This is a genomic window from Nostoc sp., from assembly GCF_035638895.1.
GTDB lineage: Bacteria > Cyanobacteriota > Cyanobacteriia > Cyanobacteriales > Nostocaceae > Nostoc.
On the sequence record NZ_DASQZC010000020.1, the window covers coordinates 15,500 to 33,777 of the forward strand.

The 18,278-nt window shown below is 43.1% G+C and carries 18 protein-coding genes, 1 tRNA gene and 2 pseudogenes; 5 read left to right on the forward strand and 16 right to left on the reverse strand.

Annotated elements, in window-relative coordinates:
- Positions 1 to 253: 253 nt before the first annotated feature.
- Positions 254 to 730 (forward strand): NAD(P)H-quinone oxidoreductase subunit N, encoded by a 477-nt coding sequence (ndhN, locus tag VE944_RS00700; RefSeq protein ID WP_324970913.1) that lies wholly within the window; start codon positions 254 to 256, stop codon positions 728 to 730.
- A 144-nt stretch (positions 731 to 874) separates the two neighbouring features.
- On the opposite strand, the gene VE944_RS00705 is transcribed toward ndhN, so the two are convergent.
- Positions 875 to 1,702, reverse strand: a complete 828-nt coding sequence (locus tag VE944_RS00705) for an ABC transporter permease (RefSeq protein ID WP_324970915.1) — start codon at positions 1,700 to 1,702, stop codon at positions 875 to 877.
- A 559-nt stretch (positions 1,703 to 2,261) separates the two neighbouring features.
- Between VE944_RS00705 and VE944_RS00710 the strand changes: the two genes are divergently transcribed.
- Positions 2,262 to 2,801 (forward strand): DUF3172 domain-containing protein, encoded by a 540-nt coding sequence (locus tag VE944_RS00710; RefSeq protein ID WP_324970917.1) that lies wholly within the window; start codon positions 2,262 to 2,264, stop codon positions 2,799 to 2,801.
- A 61-nt stretch (positions 2,802 to 2,862) separates the two neighbouring features.
- Here the strand turns inward: VE944_RS00710 and VE944_RS00715 are convergent, their stop codons facing one another.
- From VE944_RS00715 to hisF, 8 genes and pseudogenes are all read right to left on the reverse strand, one after another.
- On the reverse strand, positions 2,863 to 3,696 hold the full coding sequence (locus VE944_RS00715; RefSeq protein WP_324970918.1) for an AMIN domain-containing protein: 834 nt from the start codon (positions 3,694 to 3,696) through the stop codon (positions 2,863 to 2,865).
- A gap of 106 nt (positions 3,697 to 3,802) precedes the next feature.
- Entirely contained in the window at positions 3,803 to 4,132 is a 330-nt protein-coding gene (locus VE944_RS00720) for a hypothetical protein (RefSeq protein WP_324970920.1), read from the reverse strand.
- A 158-nt stretch (positions 4,133 to 4,290) separates the two neighbouring features.
- Positions 4,291 to 4,674 (reverse strand): annotated as a pseudogene (locus tag VE944_RS00725) (cation:proton antiporter); the annotation flags it as partial.
- Between the two features lie 77 nt (positions 4,675 to 4,751).
- The gene (locus VE944_RS00730) at positions 4,752 to 5,186 is read right to left on the reverse strand and encodes a hypothetical protein (protein ID WP_324970923.1); all 435 of its coding nucleotides are present in this window, start codon (positions 5,184 to 5,186) and stop codon (positions 4,752 to 4,754) included.
- Positions 5,187 to 5,312: 126 nt separating this feature from the next.
- Entirely contained in the window at positions 5,313 to 6,059 is a 747-nt protein-coding gene (locus VE944_RS00735) for a GDSL-type esterase/lipase family protein (protein ID WP_324970925.1), read from the reverse strand.
- A 473-nt stretch (positions 6,060 to 6,532) separates the two neighbouring features.
- Positions 6,533 to 6,605 (reverse strand) — tRNA-Ala (locus tag VE944_RS00740).
- Positions 6,606 to 6,699: 94 nt separating this feature from the next.
- Complete coding sequence (locus tag VE944_RS00745; RefSeq protein ID WP_324970927.1) at positions 6,700 to 6,894, reverse strand: hypothetical protein; 195 nt, start codon at positions 6,892 to 6,894, stop codon at positions 6,700 to 6,702.
- A gap of 99 nt (positions 6,895 to 6,993) precedes the next feature.
- Positions 6,994 to 7,767, reverse strand: coding sequence for an imidazole glycerol phosphate synthase subunit HisF (gene hisF, locus VE944_RS00750; RefSeq protein WP_324970929.1), 774 nt, complete (start codon positions 7,765 to 7,767; stop codon positions 6,994 to 6,996).
- Positions 7,768 to 7,962: 195 nt separating this feature from the next.
- Between hisF and ruvB the strand changes: the two genes are divergently transcribed.
- A complete protein-coding gene (gene ruvB, locus VE944_RS00755; RefSeq protein ID WP_324970932.1) occupies positions 7,963 to 9,063 on the forward strand; it encodes a Holliday junction branch migration DNA helicase RuvB in 1,101 nt (366 codons plus the stop codon).
- Positions 9,064 to 9,191: 128 nt separating this feature from the next.
- Positions 9,192 to 9,995: a tetratricopeptide repeat protein gene (locus VE944_RS00760; RefSeq protein WP_324970934.1), complete on the forward strand. Its 804-nt coding sequence runs from the start codon at positions 9,192 to 9,194 to the stop codon at positions 9,993 to 9,995.
- 25 nt (positions 9,996 to 10,020) lie between these two features.
- Here VE944_RS00760 and VE944_RS00765 read toward each other — a convergent pair whose 3' ends face one another.
- The 3 genes from VE944_RS00765 to VE944_RS00775 form a co-directional block, all read right to left on the reverse strand.
- Positions 10,021 to 11,358: a phthiocerol/phthiodiolone dimycocerosyl transferase family protein gene (locus tag VE944_RS00765; protein WP_324970936.1), complete on the reverse strand. Its 1,338-nt coding sequence runs from the start codon at positions 11,356 to 11,358 to the stop codon at positions 10,021 to 10,023.
- A 347-nt stretch (positions 11,359 to 11,705) separates the two neighbouring features.
- Positions 11,706 to 12,509: a TIGR01548 family HAD-type hydrolase gene (locus VE944_RS00770; RefSeq protein ID WP_324970939.1), complete on the reverse strand. Its 804-nt coding sequence runs from the start codon at positions 12,507 to 12,509 to the stop codon at positions 11,706 to 11,708.
- A gap of 41 nt (positions 12,510 to 12,550) precedes the next feature.
- Positions 12,551 to 13,021, reverse strand: a complete 471-nt coding sequence (locus VE944_RS00775; RefSeq protein ID WP_324970941.1) for a DUF29 domain-containing protein — start codon at positions 13,019 to 13,021, stop codon at positions 12,551 to 12,553.
- 138 nt (positions 13,022 to 13,159) lie between these two features.
- Between VE944_RS00775 and VE944_RS00780 the strand changes: the two genes are divergently transcribed.
- The gene (locus VE944_RS00780) at positions 13,160 to 13,459 is read left to right on the forward strand and encodes a 30S ribosomal protein PSRP-3 (protein ID WP_069071048.1); all 300 of its coding nucleotides are present in this window, start codon (positions 13,160 to 13,162) and stop codon (positions 13,457 to 13,459) included.
- Positions 13,460 to 13,469: 10 nt separating this feature from the next.
- On the opposite strand, the pseudogene VE944_RS00785 reads toward VE944_RS00780, so the two are convergent.
- From VE944_RS00785 to atpD, 4 genes and pseudogenes are all read right to left on the reverse strand, one after another.
- Positions 13,470 to 14,015 (reverse strand): annotated as a pseudogene (locus VE944_RS00785) (WD40 repeat domain-containing protein); the annotation flags it as partial.
- 5 nt (positions 14,016 to 14,020) lie between these two features.
- The gene (locus VE944_RS00790; RefSeq protein ID WP_324970946.1) at positions 14,021 to 16,132 is read right to left on the reverse strand and encodes an SPFH domain-containing protein; all 2,112 of its coding nucleotides are present in this window, start codon (positions 16,130 to 16,132) and stop codon (positions 14,021 to 14,023) included.
- A gap of 153 nt (positions 16,133 to 16,285) precedes the next feature.
- Positions 16,286 to 16,699, reverse strand: coding sequence for an ATP synthase F1 subunit epsilon (atpC, locus tag VE944_RS00795; protein WP_109011899.1), 414 nt, complete (start codon positions 16,697 to 16,699; stop codon positions 16,286 to 16,288).
- Between the two features lie 88 nt (positions 16,700 to 16,787).
- Positions 16,788 to 18,236, reverse strand: coding sequence for a F0F1 ATP synthase subunit beta (gene atpD, locus VE944_RS00800; protein ID WP_229468275.1), 1,449 nt, complete (start codon positions 18,234 to 18,236; stop codon positions 16,788 to 16,790).
- Positions 18,237 to 18,278: the final 42 nt, after the last annotated feature.

Sequence of the window (18,278 nt, forward strand, 5' to 3'; positions counted from 1 at the left end):
GTAATTTATAAAGTTATTTTTGGGGAGTGGGGAAACAGCCCTGGGGCAAAGGGGGGCAGAAAAGAGGAATTGGGGCAGGGGGTGCTTTGCAATAGACAAAGTTTCCCTTTTCGCCCTGCTCCCCTACTTCTTCATTCCCCTCTGCTCCCTACTCCCTGCCTCTCTGCCTCTTCCCGATGCCAAAAAAAATGCTTTTAATCTATCGGTTAAGGGTAAATAATAGAGATATCTAAGTGGGATAAGACGAAAATCTATGGCACTAATTACCACTGGCAACGGTTTAATGCGCGATCTGGAAAAATTTGGCGCTCTTGGCGTGTATGTACCTCTGGAAGGGGGTTATGAAGGTCGATATCAGCGCCGACTACGCGCAGCTGGCTATACTACCCTCCACATTACCGCCAAGGGGTTGGGCGACATAGCTGCGTATCTCACACGAATTCATGGAGTCAGACCTCCTCATCTTGGTAAAAAAAGTAATGGTAGTGGAGCGGCAGTAGGTCATGTGTACTACTTACCCCCAATTATCAATTATCATCTAGAACAGCTACCACCAAAGTCAAAGGGGCTGGTTTTGTGGATTATTGAAGGGCATATTCTTTCCAATGAGGAACTTGAGTATTTAACGAATTTGCCTCAACTAGAACCACGAGTAAGAGTAGTCATTGAGAGGGGTGGCGATCGCGCCTTCCGTTGGACTTCTCTAGAAAAAACTCTGTTAGCTAGTTAGTCTTTTGTCATTAGTCATTAGTCATTTGCTCATGACTAATGACTCACTTCAATCAGCATTTCAATAATGCTGGGTCGAAAACCACAAGATGCAAAAGTATAAAGCACAGTTTCTAATAAAGGCTTTAACGAATTACGAATTATTTTAATCTTGTTGGTGAGCGAATTTATAACCACCCCAGAGGGAAAGAGCGATCGCAATCACTAGCAAAATCGGTATGCTGTACCAAGGAAACTGAGACAAAGGTAAATGGGCAGCTGCACGTAGTCCGATGCTGGCGTAGGTGAGTGGTAACAGATAAACTACAACTTTGAGGGCAGATGGTAATGTGCCTGGGTCAAAGAAGGTGGCTCCTAAGAATGACATGGGGATAATTATAAAGTTGTTGTAGAGTCCAACTGATTCGAGCGATCGCACACTCAACCCCACAATCACCCCTAACCCAGCAAATACCGAACAATTCAGCACTACCAATAAGAGAAATAGTGGGTTGAGAAAATTCCAGTTTCCAGTCAACAGCACCGCTACCAGAATCACCGAACCCGATGTCATCAACCCCCGCACTACTCCCGCCAGCATTTTTCCGATATGTAACGCTAAGGGATGTATAGGAGTTAACAACAATTCCTCAAAGGTTTTGGTAAATAGTCTGTCTGCACAAATCGAAAATGTCGTTCCACCAAAGCTAATCGTCATCGACGATAGCGCCACCATCCCCGGTAATATGAATTCCAAGTAGTTGTTATAGTTACCACTAATCCCTGAGCCTGGTTTGATGGAACTACCCAAACCCAAGCCAAAAGCTAAAATATATATCAGTGGGGATATTAAGCCTGATGCAGCAACTTGTACGATTCTGACACGTAAATCTAACCAATCTCCCCAAAAAATAGTGAGACTATCAGCTAGAAGGATTTGAAGTTGCGAAGTTTTGAACTTCTTGCTTGAGAATAACGCTCTTTGAGATGCCACTTGCTTCTAATTAGTTATTAAAACTTTATTAAATTTTAATTTATATCGTTTAACATATCAATTACTAGGGGTAACAAAAATAACTCATAGAAATACGAAAAATTCCTCTGGGAAAGTTATAGGTACAGGTTTACTCTGCTCATACTTTTCGCAAAATCACAAACATCAAGCTAGCTAATTCAAGCATTATCACTGCATAATTTGTGCAAATTGAATCAAGACGATCTGATAGATATTAAAAATATGCTATAATTGGTTAATAAAATATAGAAATTAAAAATTCAGTTGCTCTATGATTTGCATGTGAAGCAGCACAAAGGTAATAACAATTCCTAATCAGCAAATAAATAAAAGGATTCACCAATTCTTCAAGATGGAAACAATAGCCGACAATGTTGAGATTCTGTCCAGATATCTAGATAAGTTCCTATTTTTATCATTTAAGAAGAATACTGCCCAAGAAATCGCAGACAATTACAGTTAAGAATAGGCATACTGAAAGAGGGAGAAAACTTTAGACCACTCCCTTCCAAATCGGCGTGAAGGTGATTAAGCAACAATGAGACGTAAACCTACTGGTAGATCGGCTACTACTTCTAAACCCTCTATTTTCCAATCCCCAATTTTTAACCTCTTCACCATCGCAATTATGGGAGGGGTGTTGATTTTGGGAATTGGGATTGGCATTGCTTTTAGTTCTACAACCACGTTGGCGCCATCAAATGTGGCTTCTCGTGAATTCATTGATTTGAAAGCACCTAACCCTGAGATTTGTGTGCAGTACGGAGCCAGCGCGATGGTGATGGACGCTAGATTGTTCGTCACTCTCAATCCATTCAATGTGTATGTTGCCCAGCCCAGTATGCGTCCTGGATGTGTAATCCGACAAAATAACTGGGCGCTTTTAGAGCAACGTAAGCTGGTGACTAATGATCAGGTAAGAGATTGCAAAAACCGCCTGAATACCTTTGGATTCACAGGTAACTTGGACAGTGGGCAACCTGATATTAGGTGTATATATCAAAATGAAGCTGCTCAAAACTTATTTACGGCTCAACCAGGAGCAGTTGGAACACCTCAAGAAACTGACAGATTTTAGAGTTGGGAATTGGGCATGGGGCATTGGTTATTAAGTCTTCTCCCCCTGCTCCCCCTGCTCCCTATCTATTCTTAGGAAGGGGTTGACCAAATTCGATCACCTGGGGATTAGGAACATTGAGGATGGTTGGAACTGGAAATTCCGACATACCGAAAGGAGGAATACTATTTAAGTTACCGGGTTGATTTGGGAAAGAAGGAGGGGGAAGAATCAAAGCAGGTTGTTGAGAGGATGTATTAGGAGTTAGGGGAGGTACGGTTACAAAAGGCTGCCCTGAATTATTAGTAATTGTTGAGGGTAGGCCATTTGATATAGGCGGAACTGTGAGTAAGGGCGCTTGTAAATTAGTAGTGGTTACGGGTAGATTAGTAGGTGGATTTTTGGGTGTTTGAGGTTGTTTCTTGGGTAAAGGTGGGGACTTCCCTGGTTTCACGGCAGTAGTTTTACCAGAAATAACCGGACGTAATACCCAGCGAGTGGGGTTTTTTCGCGAAACGGGTTGCAGTTGTATCTGTTTGGGATTTAAAACAGTCCCTGGTGCTAAATCTAGGACAATGCGTGTGTCATTTGCGTTCAGTTGAGAAACACGAATGCTTTTGATTGCTCCAGAATAATTTTGTTGTGTAATAATTTTGCCCAACTTAGTATTCGGTAAATCTACAACAAGCCGAGAGGGTTGGGTAAGGTAGAAATAACGGGGGGTTGTGCCTGCTGAGAGGGTGATTTCGAGTTGCTGTGTTTTTGGGGAAAAACGCCAGTTTTCTAGCTTTGCCACTGGTGTAGCAGCAGTAGTGCAAGTTTCGAGTGCGATCGCAGCACAAAAGCCTAATAGACTGATGCTAAATAGCTGCTTGCGCCATTGGCAAAATTGCCTAGTCTTTAATCCCTGATCCATTCTTTTTATCTGCTCCATAAAACCCATACAATGCGCTCACATTGCTGTTTACTTCGCGCTTCCAATTCCGTAATGCGATTAATCGCGTCTCTCCCCACTCCCCAATTCAATTAGCTTTTTGGGGCACAGCAGTAAATTTCAGAGTTTGTGGAATACCATTTACGGTTAATTGACCTGTCATATTACCTTTATCCACAAGTTGCATTTGAATTGTGACTGAGTTCAGAGGATCATTTTGGGGGCGAGGAATATTACAAAGGATTGATTTACCAACTTTTCCAGATAAATTTAACTGTTGATTTCGGAAAATGCCTGCCAGAGAGTGCTTTTCGTCAGTATCGGCGTTAGCGTTTGTCGGTAATACAGAGGCATTTAAGTAAATACCCGATTGCTGAATGTTTAACGTCAGAGTATCCGATTTTTCACAGTTAGGCAAATTCTCTGACAAAGTTAGACGATACCGACCGTTAATTGGAGGAGGAACTTTAAGATTTGTTTCTCCTTAAGGACTGACAGTTTTAAACAACACTAGCACTGAAGTTATTGCTACTCCGTAAAAAGTTAAAGATTTGAGGTTGAAATGATTCATGAATTTCAACTCCTCAATGTTGACTCTTGACTACTAACTTCAGGAAGCATAGAGGCAAGGTGAGCGGTGGCTTGGCTGTAGCGGCGCGTAATCAGCAAGGAGGAATGACATTGGATAGCTAGTTAATCTGTATATCTTCCCAAGGTTTGGCGCTCGATAGCCCAAGCGCGGCTGGTGCCTGCAATAGTTAGGTCTACACCTTCTGAGGCTTGAATTACGGCTTGGATTGGTTCTGGGGCTTCAATAATTTTGATTTCAATGCGATCGCGTACACTAGTCGGCAATTGCTCCATCATCGTGTGCAGTTCGTAATTCAATTCTTCCTTGGCATGATTTGCTACTATCTGTAATATCTGCAACATACAAGTCTCACGATTAATTAGCAGTCTCTAAGAGCTTGCGTAACGATGGCAAGAAAATTAGTTAATAGGCAGCCAATTTGTAATGGTGCTTAAACGCCACTATATTACAACCACTCCCCACCCCGGAAACGCCAACGGGGAAAGATAATTCGCATCAGGCTTTGTGAACTAATAAAAACTGCTAGCCACACGACAGTATAGTGCAATAAAAAAACTCCTAACGGGAGTTCTTCTTTAGGTAAAGGTATTGGTAAGAAGCCAAACAGTTTTACTCCACAAAACACAAATACTAATTCCCATATACCAGCTAAGAGTTGATAAGCTGCGGGCCAATCCCTGTCCCATCGGAATTTTTGGAAATAGTTATAAAGCACATCCCAACCTAAGCCAAAGATGGCAACATAACTAAGTATCCAAAAATAAACCGAGCTAGCACTAGAACCAATCCAACCTATTGCAAAAGGCAAAGACACAAGTACGCCCACCGTTGTAAGTAATAATAATCGAGTTTGCCAACGACCAAATAAAGTTGGTGTCATAGGAATACTGAATAAAAAATAGGGAAAAGATGTATTTAAAAATTCAGTACTATTGTAGTGCTTTTTGCAAGGGTGGGAGATACGAGAATATTCGGTTAGCCCTAAAGCATCAAGATATTTATCTAATTACGATGGTTTAAGGTGATAATCAAATTTAGAATGGTAAGTTGCAATAGCGTCCCAATTGATTACATCTTCTAGCAAAGCTTGATAACCTAGTGTATTGGGATGAAGACCATCTTCACTTAAGCGTTTAAGCCGCCAATTTTCACCGCGTTCCATCCATTGCTCAAAAATATCTAAATAGGGAATCTGCCGTTTGGTACAAGCAATTCGAGTTGCTTCTTTGTAACGGTACTGATCGGCATGATTATAGTAAAAACAATTTAAGAATGGCATCTTGCCTTCATCTATTGGCACCATGCCCACAAATAACACAGGACATAGTTGCTGTGCTAAATCTAGCAGAGAAGCAATTTCCTTTTCAAACAATGTAAAATCTGTGTAACTTCGACCATCGGGACGCGCCAACCGCGCTGAGTCATTCACGCCTACTGATAAAATAATCAAGTCGGGGACACGATTTCGCAGTTCACCCCGGTGGCGAAATTCAACTTCTAGCCTTTGGGCTACTTGTTGCGTGCGTAGGCGTAGCCCGTCGTAGACATCGCCTCTTACCCCTAAATTATAAAGAACATGACCCGCACTATCCGGCAACATCCACCATCGCCGCAGTTGCTCGATCCAGCCTCCTTTTTCCGGGTCGCCGAATCCATAAATTAAGCTGTCCCCCAGTGCGACAATCTTCATGGGCTGAAAGTCATTTGGTGGTACAGACACCTGCATTGAGGAAGAAGCTAGAAATGTGTGCATTTAAAAACTATATTTTATATCTTTACAAGATTCTATACATTTCTATACCATAGATGCCTATATTTAAAGATCCAAGCATCTATGGTTCTAGTTCTTGATATGGTTGCAAAGTTAATATTGCCGCAGTTGAGCCTCTGAAGGTCAAGTGTCGAGTTGAGAATTTGAAACAAACGGCTAGATGATATCTACAACGCGCTACGCCTACCCACTTTGCCTAATGAGTGTAATAATTGAACCGCAAAGGATACAGAGGAAGAAGGAGCGATCGCACAAATCATTCATACTGGTGAGTATGAAGTTGAAGAAGTGCTATAAAATTGGTTAAAGCATTTACAGCAACCACAAATCGCTCCAGAAAACCATTACAGTCTTTATCACTCCAACTTTCCAGACTAGCTAGGTAGATAAAAAATAAAACTCTCTTAACATTTTCAAAGCTTTTCCATTAACGGACAGGTTTTGTGTGTCAAGAATGGAGCTAAGCGGATTCGAACCGCTGACCCCCTCAATGCCATTGAGGTGCGCTACCAACTGCGCTATAACCCCTTAAAATCCATTGTGCATTATGGCTTAATTCTTAGTACCTTGTCAAGCTTTTTTTAGAAACTAAATCTTTAATATTTTCTCTACCACTCAGCATTCACAACGACACTTGCAACAAATAGGTCATACAGTGCCCCATCAAAAAATAAACCACTAACATGGCAGCAGCAGCCAGAGCAACTAATGTACCAGCCAACATGAGAGAAAATTCTTTACTCTCGTAAGCTTTTTCCATTAAGTGTAGCGACCATGCTACCAAAGCTACATCAAAAAGTAAAATAGGAACCAACATATTTTTTAATATTTGTTAATACTTGTAAAATAATATTAACACCCTTTTCAGGAAGTGTGCCTAACCTCAGATAGATGTCATTAAATAGTAAATTGTGGTTCAAGATAATGTTCTTACTGGCACATTGCGATCGCGCAAATAATTTTTGATTTCTGCTACGCTTAATTGTCCGTAATGTAACAGAGATGCGAGTAATGCTGCTTCAGCTTTGCCTTGGGTTAGGGCTGTGTAAATATGTTCACAATTACCTGCACCACCTGAAGCGATAACTGGAATTTGTACAGCATCGGCAATTGCCCGTGTGATATCGATGTCATACCCAGCTTGGGTTCCATCAGCATCCATACTTGTTACCAGCAGTTCACCGGCCCCCCGTTTTTCAACATCTTGTGCCCAAAGTAGAGCATCTAAGCCTGTATTTTCCCTGCCACCCCGCACATACACATCCCAACCTGGATTCTCCGGGTTATTTCTGCGTCTGGCATCAATAGCAACAACTATGCACTGATTACCAAAGCGATCGCTTGCCCGATTAATCAAGTCTGGATCACGTACCGCCGCAGAATTAATACTAACCTTATCTGCGCCTGCTCGTAACAAAGCTTTAACATTTTCTAAGGTTTGAATGCCACCACCCACAGTCAATGGAATAAAGACCTGTTCAGCAGTCCGGTAAACCACATCTAAAATAGTAGCTCGGTCTTCATGAGTAGCTGTAATATCCAGAAATACTAACTCATCAGCACCGGCTTCGTTGTAAACCTTTGCCAGCTCTACCGGATCGCCTGCATCTTGGAGATTTACAAAGTTAACTCCTTTTACAACCCGTCCCGCCTTCACATCTAAGCACGGTAAGATTCTTTTAGATAACATAATAACTTTTGTACTTCTGGGTAATTGACCGGAATTTAAATTTTAAATTGGCGCGGGTATTTCCAAACGAAAATTTTCACGCGCATGGGGCATTAGGGTTATAGAAAATAATCTGTAACCTGTAACCTATTCCCTTCTTTACTCCCCATTCCCCACTCCCTAGTCCCTAGTCCCTTAAAAGTAGATAGCTGAATTATGGCGATAATCTCCTCGAAAAAACAGCCTCCAGAACCCAACGGAGAACCAAAGCAGCTTCGAGAGTCGGTGAAAGCACCATCCACAGAAAATATTTTGAAGCCTGAAGCTGCTATTGATGAGCAAGAACAGCAAGAAGAAGGTATTCGACCACACCGATTTGCTGATTACATTGGGCAAAAAGATTTAAAGGATGTGCTAGATATTGCCATCAAAGCAGCTAAGTCTCGTGGTGAGGTGCTGGATCATTTGCTGCTGTATGGGCCGCCGGGATTGGGTAAAACCACAATGGCAATGATTTTAGCATCGGAAATGGGGGTAAATTACAAAATTACCAGTGCGCCAGCCCTAGAACGTCCACGGGATATTGTCGGGCTACTGGTGAACCTCAAGCCTGGGGATATTTTATTTGTGGATGAAATTCATCGCCTCTCGCGGATGACAGAGGAAATTCTCTATCCAGCGATGGAAGATTATCGCTTAGATATTACTATTGGTAAGGGTTCTAGCGCTCGGATTAGAAGTTTGCCTCTGTCAAAGTTTACCTTAGTGGGTGCTACAACCCGTGTCGGTGCTTTAACTTCACCATTGCGCGATCGGTTCGGTTTAATTCAAAAACTGCGATTTTACGAAGTTGACGAACTGACTCAAATTGTACTGCGAACCGCTCAATTACTCAAAACACCCATTACAGAAGATGGTGCCACAGAAATTGCCCGTCGCTCACGCGGAACACCACGGATTGCTAATAGGCTACTGAAACGGGTGCGTGATTATGCGGAGGTAAAAGTCTCTGGTGAAATTAATGAAAGCATTGCATCTGAAGCATTGCAACTATTCCAAGTAGATCCCTGCGGTTTAGATTGGACAGACCGCCAGATGCTAAGTGTAATAATTGAACAATTTAACGGCGGCCCAGTGGGGTTAGAAACAATGGCAGCAGCAACGGGTGAAGATACCCAAACAATTGAAGAGGTGTACGAACCTTACCTCATGCAGATTGGGTATTTAACTCGGACTCATCGCGGAAGAATGGCGACTAAGGCAGCATACAAGCATTTGGGATTCACGCCGCCTAATGAACAGTTGTCATTATTGTAATTATAAAGAGTGGGGAGTAGGGAGTGGGGAATGGGGAATAGGTATGGTTATTATCCTTGTTCCCTTATCTCTTTCTCCTCCCTGACTCCCTACTCCCCATCTTCAAGATAAACGCAGGTTAAACCTAGATGATTAAGTTGATTGGTATTTTTCTCAGTCTGTTACTTGTGTTTGGCTGGGGTACTCCAGTCATGGCACAATCTCAACCGCCTATTACTCAAGAACAGTTAAGACAAGGTGATGAGTGGGCAAATCAAGCCTTTACAGCGACGAATCAAGGTGATTTTGCGACGGCTGAAACTTACTGGACAAAAATTATTGATCAATTTCCGACAAATGCCGGGGCGTGGAGTAACCGGGGAAATTCGCGGGTTAGTCAGAATAAGTTACAAGAGGCACTGGCAGATTATAACAAAGCCATAGAACTAGCACCGAATGTCACCGATCCATATTTGAATCGGGGCGCGGCGTTGGAAGGTTTAGGAAAATGGGATGATGCGATCGCAGATTATAATCATGTCTTAGAACTCGATCCTAATGATGCAATGGCATATAACAATCGCGGTAATGCCAAAACAGGTTTAGGAAAATGGGAAGATGCGATCGCAGACTACAAAAAATCTAATGAGATAGCCCCGAATTTTGCCTTCGCTCGTGCTAACTACGCCCTTGCTCTTTATGAAACTGGTCAAAAAGAGCAAGCAATCCGCGAAATGCGAAATATTGCTCGTAAATACTCCAAATTTGCTGATGTGCGTGCCGCCCTCACAGCTGCATATTGGGTAAATGGAAAACAAGGTGAAGCCGAAAGTAACTGGGTAGCAGCTTATGGGCTAGATAGCCGCTATAAGGATATCAACTGGGTAAAAAATATCCGGCGTTGGCCTCCCAGCATGGTATTAGCTTTAGATAAGTTCTTGAAACTCCAGTAAGTGCATCTGCAAATTTTTCCTATAGCTATAGGACAGGTGAAACACCTGTCTGTTTCAACTCTTGGCAGCAAGCATCCACAATATAGGAAATAGCATTGTTTGCCAGTTCTTCTATTAAATCCTTACTGATTGAAGGCTCCGAAAACATAAAATTCAACAGCATTTTTCCCTGAAAAGTTGTAACAGCAGCTCCGAAAATACCTCCAAAAGCTGCCTGTGCTGGAACAAAGCTGATTTCTTCTAGTTCAAACAGACCATAAGTATTAGGAATATTTACTTGACCAATATTAGTAATCGCTACACTAACAGGTGCTTCATGGGGATGGGCGAGTAAGGATTGGACAATTTTATTAAACATCAGCACAATACTGAAGATATCGTCACATCTTAATCCGTCTTCCAGATATTGTTTGACAGCCTTTGCTAAATTCCAGAAAGATGTATTTTTTCCTAAAGTATGAAATGAAGTAATAGATGAAGCCAAAACACCCATATTTTCATCGCTGACTACTGGTTGCAGGCGGTTACGCAAACTCACATAAGAACGACAACTGAGACAAATTTCTGTCATCTCCTCACCATTAATTTTTTTCGCTACTGTAAACATAAAAGCTGCACACAAAGCAGCTTGTACTGTTGTCTTTTCCTTCCTACAAAAATTTATCAGTTTTTCAGTTAGCTGTTCATCTAGCTGTCTGTGAATAACGCTACAATGACGTAGCTCTATAGGTACAAATTTTTCAAAATTCAAGGTTTTTGGTCGATACCAAATCTGCTGTAACTTCAGTCGCAATAATAATAAGATGCCATTCATTTGACCTCGCCATCCCTGCATAGATTTAGGGAACAGTTCTTGTATGGGTGGTAATGGGGGCAAACTAAACACTTGACTGATTGATTCACCAGAGGCAATTTTTTGGCAGTAAGTCAAAATTTCCGAGTGCAGCCTGACTGATGATAAGCCATCTGATATGGCATGATGTAATATTGTGATTAAATAATTGACATTGTTTTCACTTTCCGAACTGACTAATATAAATCGTGCTAAAGTTTTGTGGCTCTCGATTTTCTGGTTCAGCTCTTCTACAAGAACTTCTTGCCATTGCTCCTTATAAAGATTATTAACAACACGTAGAGGAAGTTTGCTCGATCCCATTTCAAAGCGAAGATTGTCCAATGTACCAATAATACGAGAATTCAGACGTGGGTGATGATATTGGATTAAATCGATAGCCTGTCTGAGAATTTCTTCATTAAGAGGGCCGATAATCCGACTAATTGTCGCTATATTGAAAGAGTTAGCACTCTGATTTAGGATTTCCAACGCTTCTTCAATAGGAACAAGTTTTCTATTTATTGTCATAAGTAACTCTGATTGGCTTTGCTATTGAGCTAGTTCCACAGAGTAGCATCTTCTAAGATGTATTAATTAAAATATTGATTATTAAGTAAATAAATAAAAATATTTTTCATCAGACATCCAAGTTTTATCTTGGCTCAGGCTTGAATAGGTAACTTCCGAAGTCAGTAATGGATAAGGCTCCTACAAGTAATAAAATGCTATTAACTTAGCTTTCACTCGAAGGGCGAAAGTGCCAAATGATCGTAATTTTGGCAACAATTTCCTGGGAACGGCTAGGCATTTTATTTTTTGGATTTCCCTAATTGCAGCCAACCCATTAGCTGATCAAAAATTTCATCACTTAAGTTCTACTGTTTTAACTGTAATAGTTCCTGTATTTTAACTGGACTTAACTGCTCGACATTACGCAAAACTACTGCTGCTCCTGCTGCTATTAGTGTCTCACTGTATGCATCACTACGCGCTGCTGTTTCCTGTACATGGGGCGGTAAAACCCCTACACCAAGCCAAGTGTGAGCAGAGTCTAGACCCCGTGCTTTCTCGACGGTATACATATCTGCTACCGTATCTCCCACATACACGATCGCTAATTTTTCCTTAATTCCATTATCTAACTCACGAACTGTAGCGAAAAGTCCAGTGGGGTCAGGTTTCCCTGGTGCATCTTCCATCGCAATCAACACTGGAGATTGCAAACCGAGGCGTTTTTCTAATACATAGTTAGCGGAAGCACGAGTTGCACCGCTAAAAAATCCCCAAGCAATCCCGGCTTGGGTAAGTTGTTCTAAATAGCTAGGTTGTAATAATAAAGGTTCATTACAGATATACCCTGTAAAATTATTTGGGTCTAGGCCGCGGTAACGTGATTGAAAAAAAGCAACGATCGCACTGTAATCTAATTGCAGTTGTTCGCGCGTCTGTTTTTGGGTTTCAAAGTAGCGATAAATTAATTCCTGCGATGCTTCCCAATCGTTATTCCACACGCCTTCAGACTTTAGTTGGTCAATATCCAGTGGGGTTGGGCGATATGCTTGGGTGGTAAAATGTTCTACGGTATCTGCGATCGCCCGGCGATAGGAACCGCTAACATCGCGCACAACGCCATCAATATCGAAAATAACGATCGCTTTTGCAGAAGTTGGTTGAGTCATGGGGTAAGGAAGCAAAAGAGTTTTACACCATCATAATGCGCTCATGGCTCAGGTAAAAAATCGGGGTCAAGGGCTTGCTCTGGCATGAAGGGAGATTTTTCTGGGAAGATAGCGATGTCTAATCCAGTTTCAATGACAGCCAGTCGTCTAGCGGTTTGATAACTTTCGTCAAAAACCTGATCAAAGTAAGGTTTCAAACTCGGACTTTCCTTAAGTGCTTTTTGGACTCGCCTGCGGTGTTCCAGAATTGTGTACTGCCAACTTTTTGAGCGCCTTTCAGTTTGAATTTGATATTTGAGCAGATGCATCAGCAACACTTCCAGATTGCTCTCCAATGCCCGCTTTTCACTTCTGCCCATCGTTTCAATTTCTTCAATCAGGTTGTCTAAATCCAATTGTGTGAAATTCTTTTGCTTGAGCAGTTCTGCGGTGGTTTGAATCCACAGGTAAAAGTCTTGCTCGTACAAATCTGAACCAGATGTTGTTTGAGATTGGGGCAGTTGAGCAGTCATAAGCATCTTTAGTTAGCGCCGACTAAACCTTATGGTAGAGCATTTTCAATCACTGTTTGGTCATTTGATATGGTATTGCGTTAAAATAAGCGATCGCTATCCTAGTTCAGTAATGCCCGGAAATTCCCGGAGGTGTGATTGACCAAGTTTATTTTGAAAATTCTGTGGTTAGACGAAAACGTTGCTCTAGCAGTCGATCAAATTGTCGGCAAAGGCACCAGTCCCTTGACTAAGTACTTTTTTTGGCCCAGAAATGATGCCTGGGAAGAGTTAAAAAAAGAATTAGAGTCCAAACATTGGATTACTGACGTGGATCGTGTCGAGTTGCTTAATAAAGCGACAGAGGTGATTAACTACTGGCAAGAGGAAGGTAGAAACCGTCCAATGGCAGAAGCTCAATTGAAATTTCCAGAAGTTGCCTTTACAGGTAGCGCCTGATATTACAAAATTAGCTAGATTCTACAAGCTGCCACAGCTTGATAGTCTTGTCCCGGCTGCCACTTGCAATTAATTGTGTAACTTTGCTCATAGCAACAGCAGATACTGAGTCTATATGACCAGAGAGAGTAACAATCTCTTCTGCTGTGCTTACTCTCCAAAGTTTAACTGTTTTGTCGCAACTTGCACTTAGGAGTGTTTCGCCATCGGCAGTAAAAGCCACAGCCACCACAGACCAAGAATGGCCTACAAGTGTGCAAATTAGCTGACCAGTGTTTACCTCCCACAATTTAATAGTGTTATTATCACTACCCGTCGCCAAAATTTTTCCATCGGGACTAAAAGCGACTGTCAAAACCGCCCATGCATGACCCGAAAGGGTGCCTAACAAGCTATAGCATGGGCGGTTTTCAAATTCTCTCTGGGAACCTTTTAATACAGGTATCTGCCACAGGCGAATTGTTCTGTCATAACTAGCGCTGGCTAAAAGCTGTCCTTGGGGACTAAATGCTACTGAATTTACCTGTAATTGGTGTCCAGTTATAGTGCAAATTTCTGATGTTACTTATCCCCCGGAAAATTCACAACTATAGGTGGATAACCGTTTTCTGTGGTTGGTTGTGTTTTGGTAACTACTGATTGTGGATGCAAAGGTGTTGGTGTCAATTCACCCTTACCAGTTTGATTCCATAAAATCATGGATAGTAGCCCATCCACTAAGCCGTTATTGCTGCCGTTACTGCCAACTAAGACATCTGGTATCAAGCGGACATTGCGATCGCCTATAATCTGCATTAGTTGCATTGCTGTATAACCTTGTGAACCCAAGGCTTCCACACCAGCGCGGTAGGTTTCAGCTTTGGCATTACCTGTGGCCCGAATACCTTCAGCCTCAGCAATTGCCCGGAGTTTTGTACCCTCGGCTTCACCGTTCGCCTGCTTAATTTGGGCTTTGGCTTTTAGGTCAGCTATATGCACACTCTGCTCCGATTTCACCATTTCTTGCTGGATATTAGCAAGTGCCGTTTCCCGGACAAGCTGCTGCCGTTGGGTTTGCGCCATCTGCTGGACTTCATAAGTCTTGCGTTCTTCTTCAGCAATTTTCCGGTCTGTCTGTGTCTGCATTAGTGATGCTGGTGGCTGAATATCACCAATTAGAGTGTCGATCGCTTGCACATCATAAGCCCGCAATGCTGTTTTAATATACTCAGCAGCCTCAGATTGTCGTTCGCTCCGAGCGGTGAGAAAGTCTAGTACAGTATAGTCTTGGGCTGAGTTGCGGAAATAATTACCGATAGTTGGTTCTAATACATGGTCTACTAGATTTTGCATTGCACCAACGCGAGAAATTACCTTTGGAGCATCTAAAGCACCCACATGGATAATTTGTGCTACTTCCAAATCAAAGGCAAACCCATCACGCGATCGCACTGTTAAAGAAGCCAGTTGAGCATCATAGCTGTGACGTTCGGTGCGATCTGACCAGTTTAAGACGATATTGGTCGTTGGTACTAGTTCAATTTTCATAATCCGAGAATTAATCGGGTGCTTACCAGGATATAGCGGTTCGACCCACACGCCCTTATGTCCAGGATTCACCAAGTTACCGTGGGTGAAGGCTGCACCACTGACATCTTGATGTGCTTTACCCACGAAAGAAATTACCACACCCACATACCCAATGGGAATTTCGGTCATGGGTACTTGCTCAACCTGGACAAACCAAGGGTTCAAGTTCCAAGAACCAGAAAGCAAGGTTTGTTCTTGTAAACCTCGCCGCCCACCGCCATTAATAAATTTCTGACCATTTTGGAAGTTGTCGTGTCCGTCAATTATGGGGCCTGCAAGTTCACCAGCAGAAATTGGTACACCATCTAAAGTAGTGACGATGCCAACTTTGTCAGATGCCAAACTGTACACCCGCAACTGTTCTGGAGTCATGCCATGAGCGCTGGCATTTGCTGCCATGATGACTTTAAACAGGGCAGTGTTAATCCGGTACGTACCAGCCGTAAGAAAACCCATTTGCCGCCCTTTTTCCCCGCCTTGGGTGAGGAATTTCCGAGCATCTTGGAAGTTGTCACAACTGACAATTTTACCCAAAATCCGCTCTGGCGGGTTGGATGCTCCATCTGCTGCCACAATCAAAGCGATTTCCCCTTGGGGAACGACAATTACCGGCTCTTTTTTTACAGAATACTGCCAAGGCCCATAGCCCCAATGCCAGCCAGGAGCTAAAGTATCTGCCTGCAAGCCAGCTTCCCCGTTGAGGGCAATCAAACTTCCGGCGGGGAGTCCGCGCCCGGAAAGGGTAAATTTTCTAACTACAATACCGACTTCACGTTCGCCAATTACTACAAGTCCGCCAAAGAATAGAGGGATAAATATAACGAAACCCCCGACAAGGACGATGGGGATTAGTACAAAAAGATCAATTCCAGCAGCTTGATATTGAGTCTTGCTAATTTGTAACTGAGCAATATTTGGTTTGGTCTGATTTAGCTGGACTGATGCAGTAGTTGTTTTTACAGGCGTGGCATTGGCAGAGTGAATACTTCCAGCGCTCGTCAAAGACGTTGGCGCAGCCATCGCTAACGTTGCTACGATAGATGCTGCAAGACGAGTTAACTTATTTTGTTTACGAGTACCAAGTAAAGATGAAAACCTTTTCATAATCTGTGCCCATCTGGGCAACTAATTAGCTAAGTTAACACTTCACTAAGGCTTGGCTCAATTTCTTAAACTTGGCGTAATTTTTTTAAAATTTAATAAATAATTTGTAGGTTGGGTAATATCCAACCTACAAAGTTGAAATAGAAAGTAAAATTAGACCAAACCGCCAGCCGCTTGAAACCGAGCGCGGGCGCGTTTGAAGGCTTGAGTTGCCTGAATTTGGGCTTGGCGATCGTCTGCTGAGACTTGACTTAGACGCGCTTCTGCTTGGTTGTAAGCAGTACGGGCTTCATCAAGGTTAATTTTGTCGCCACGTTCAGCGCCGTTAACCAGAATTGTCACTTCATTTTCTTCGACTTCGGCAAAGCCACCCAAAAGGGCGATCGCTTCCCAATTCTGATTTTTCGCGCCGCGAACTCGCATTACACCAGTATCGAGGGCGGTCAAAAGTGGTGCGTGTCCAGTGAGGATACCTAGTTGACCAGTAGTGCTAGGCAAAACTACTTCTTCAGCTGGGGCATCCCATACTGTTTTGTCTGGGGAAATTACACGAACGGTTAATGTCATTTGTCTTTTGTCCTTTGTCCTGTGTCTTTTGCAATTTGCCATTAGCCATTAGCAGTTGAACTAATGACCAATGACCAATGACTAATGACTAACCTTTGATTTTTTCAGCTTTAGCGATCGCTTCGTTAATATCGCCAACCAAGTAGAAAGCCTGTTCTGGCAGAGCATCCAACTCACCAGACAGAATTTTTTGGAAGCCTTTAATGGTGTCTTCCAACTTCACATACTTACCAGGAGAACCGGTAAATACTTCTGCTACAAAGAACGGCTGAGATAAGAAGCGCTCAACTTTCCGCGCCCGCGCTACGATTAGACGGTCTTCTTCAGACAATTCATCTAGACCGAGAATGGCGATAATGTCTTGGAGTTCTTTGTAACGTTGCAGAGTTGATTGCACCGCCCGCGCAGTATTGTAGTGTTCTTCACCTACAATGTTTGGCTGGAGCATCGTGGAAGTGGAACCAAGGGGGTCAACTGCGGGATAAATTCCCTTAGATGCCAAACCGCGAGACAGTACTGTAGTTCCGTCCAAGTGGGCGAAGGTGGTAGCAGGTGCGGGGTCGGTGAGGTCATCCGCAGGTACGTACACTGCCTGAATGGAGGTAATGGAACCCTCTGTTGTTGAGGTAATCCGCTCTTGCAGTTCACCTACGTCGGTTCCCAATGTAGGCTGATATCCTACCGCAGAAGGCATCCGACCCAGTAGTGCGGATACTTCCGAACCTGCTTGCACAAACCGGAAGATGTTGTCAATAAACAGCAGCACATCCTGCTTGTTCACATCCCGGAAGTACTCTGCTACTGTTAATCCTGAAAGACCAACCCGCATTCTCGCTCCGGGTGGTTCGTTCATTTGACCGTAGACTAGAGCAATTTTCGATTCGTTGAGGTTCTCGTTATTGATTACCCCAGACTCAATCATTTCGTTGTAGAGGTCATTGCCTTCACGGGTGCGCTCACCCACGCCAGCAAATACGGATACTCCACCATGCTGGGTAGCAATGTTGTTGATCAACTCCATCATGATCACGGTTTTACCAACACCAGCACCGCCGAACAGACCAATCTTACCGCCGCGTCGATAGGGAGTCAGAAGGTCAACAACTTTAATCCCAGTTTCAAACACCGAAGGTTTGGTTTCCAGATCGGTGAATTTGGGAGCAGAGCGGTGGATGGGTAAACTTGCTTCAGCATTTACGGGGCCCCTGTTATCCACAGGTTCGCCAAGGACGTTGAAAATCCGGCCCAAAGTGGCTTTACCAACTGGCACGGTAATGGGAGCGCCTGTATCGGTGACTTCAAAACCGCGCACTAAGCCTTCGGTGGAACTCATCGCAACAGTCCGCACTTGGTTGTCGCCCAGCAGTTGCTGTACTTCAACGGTGATGTTGATTTCCTGCCCAGCTTCGTTGGTGCCTTTGATTTTCAAAGCGTTGTAGATTTGTGGCAATTTCCCGCCGGGAAATTTAACGTCTACAACTGGGCCAATGATTTGGGTAATGTAGCCAATGTTTGTTTTTTCTGCGGTTGTGACCATGCTGCGCCTAATGATTGAAGCTATATTTCAGATACGGTCGGA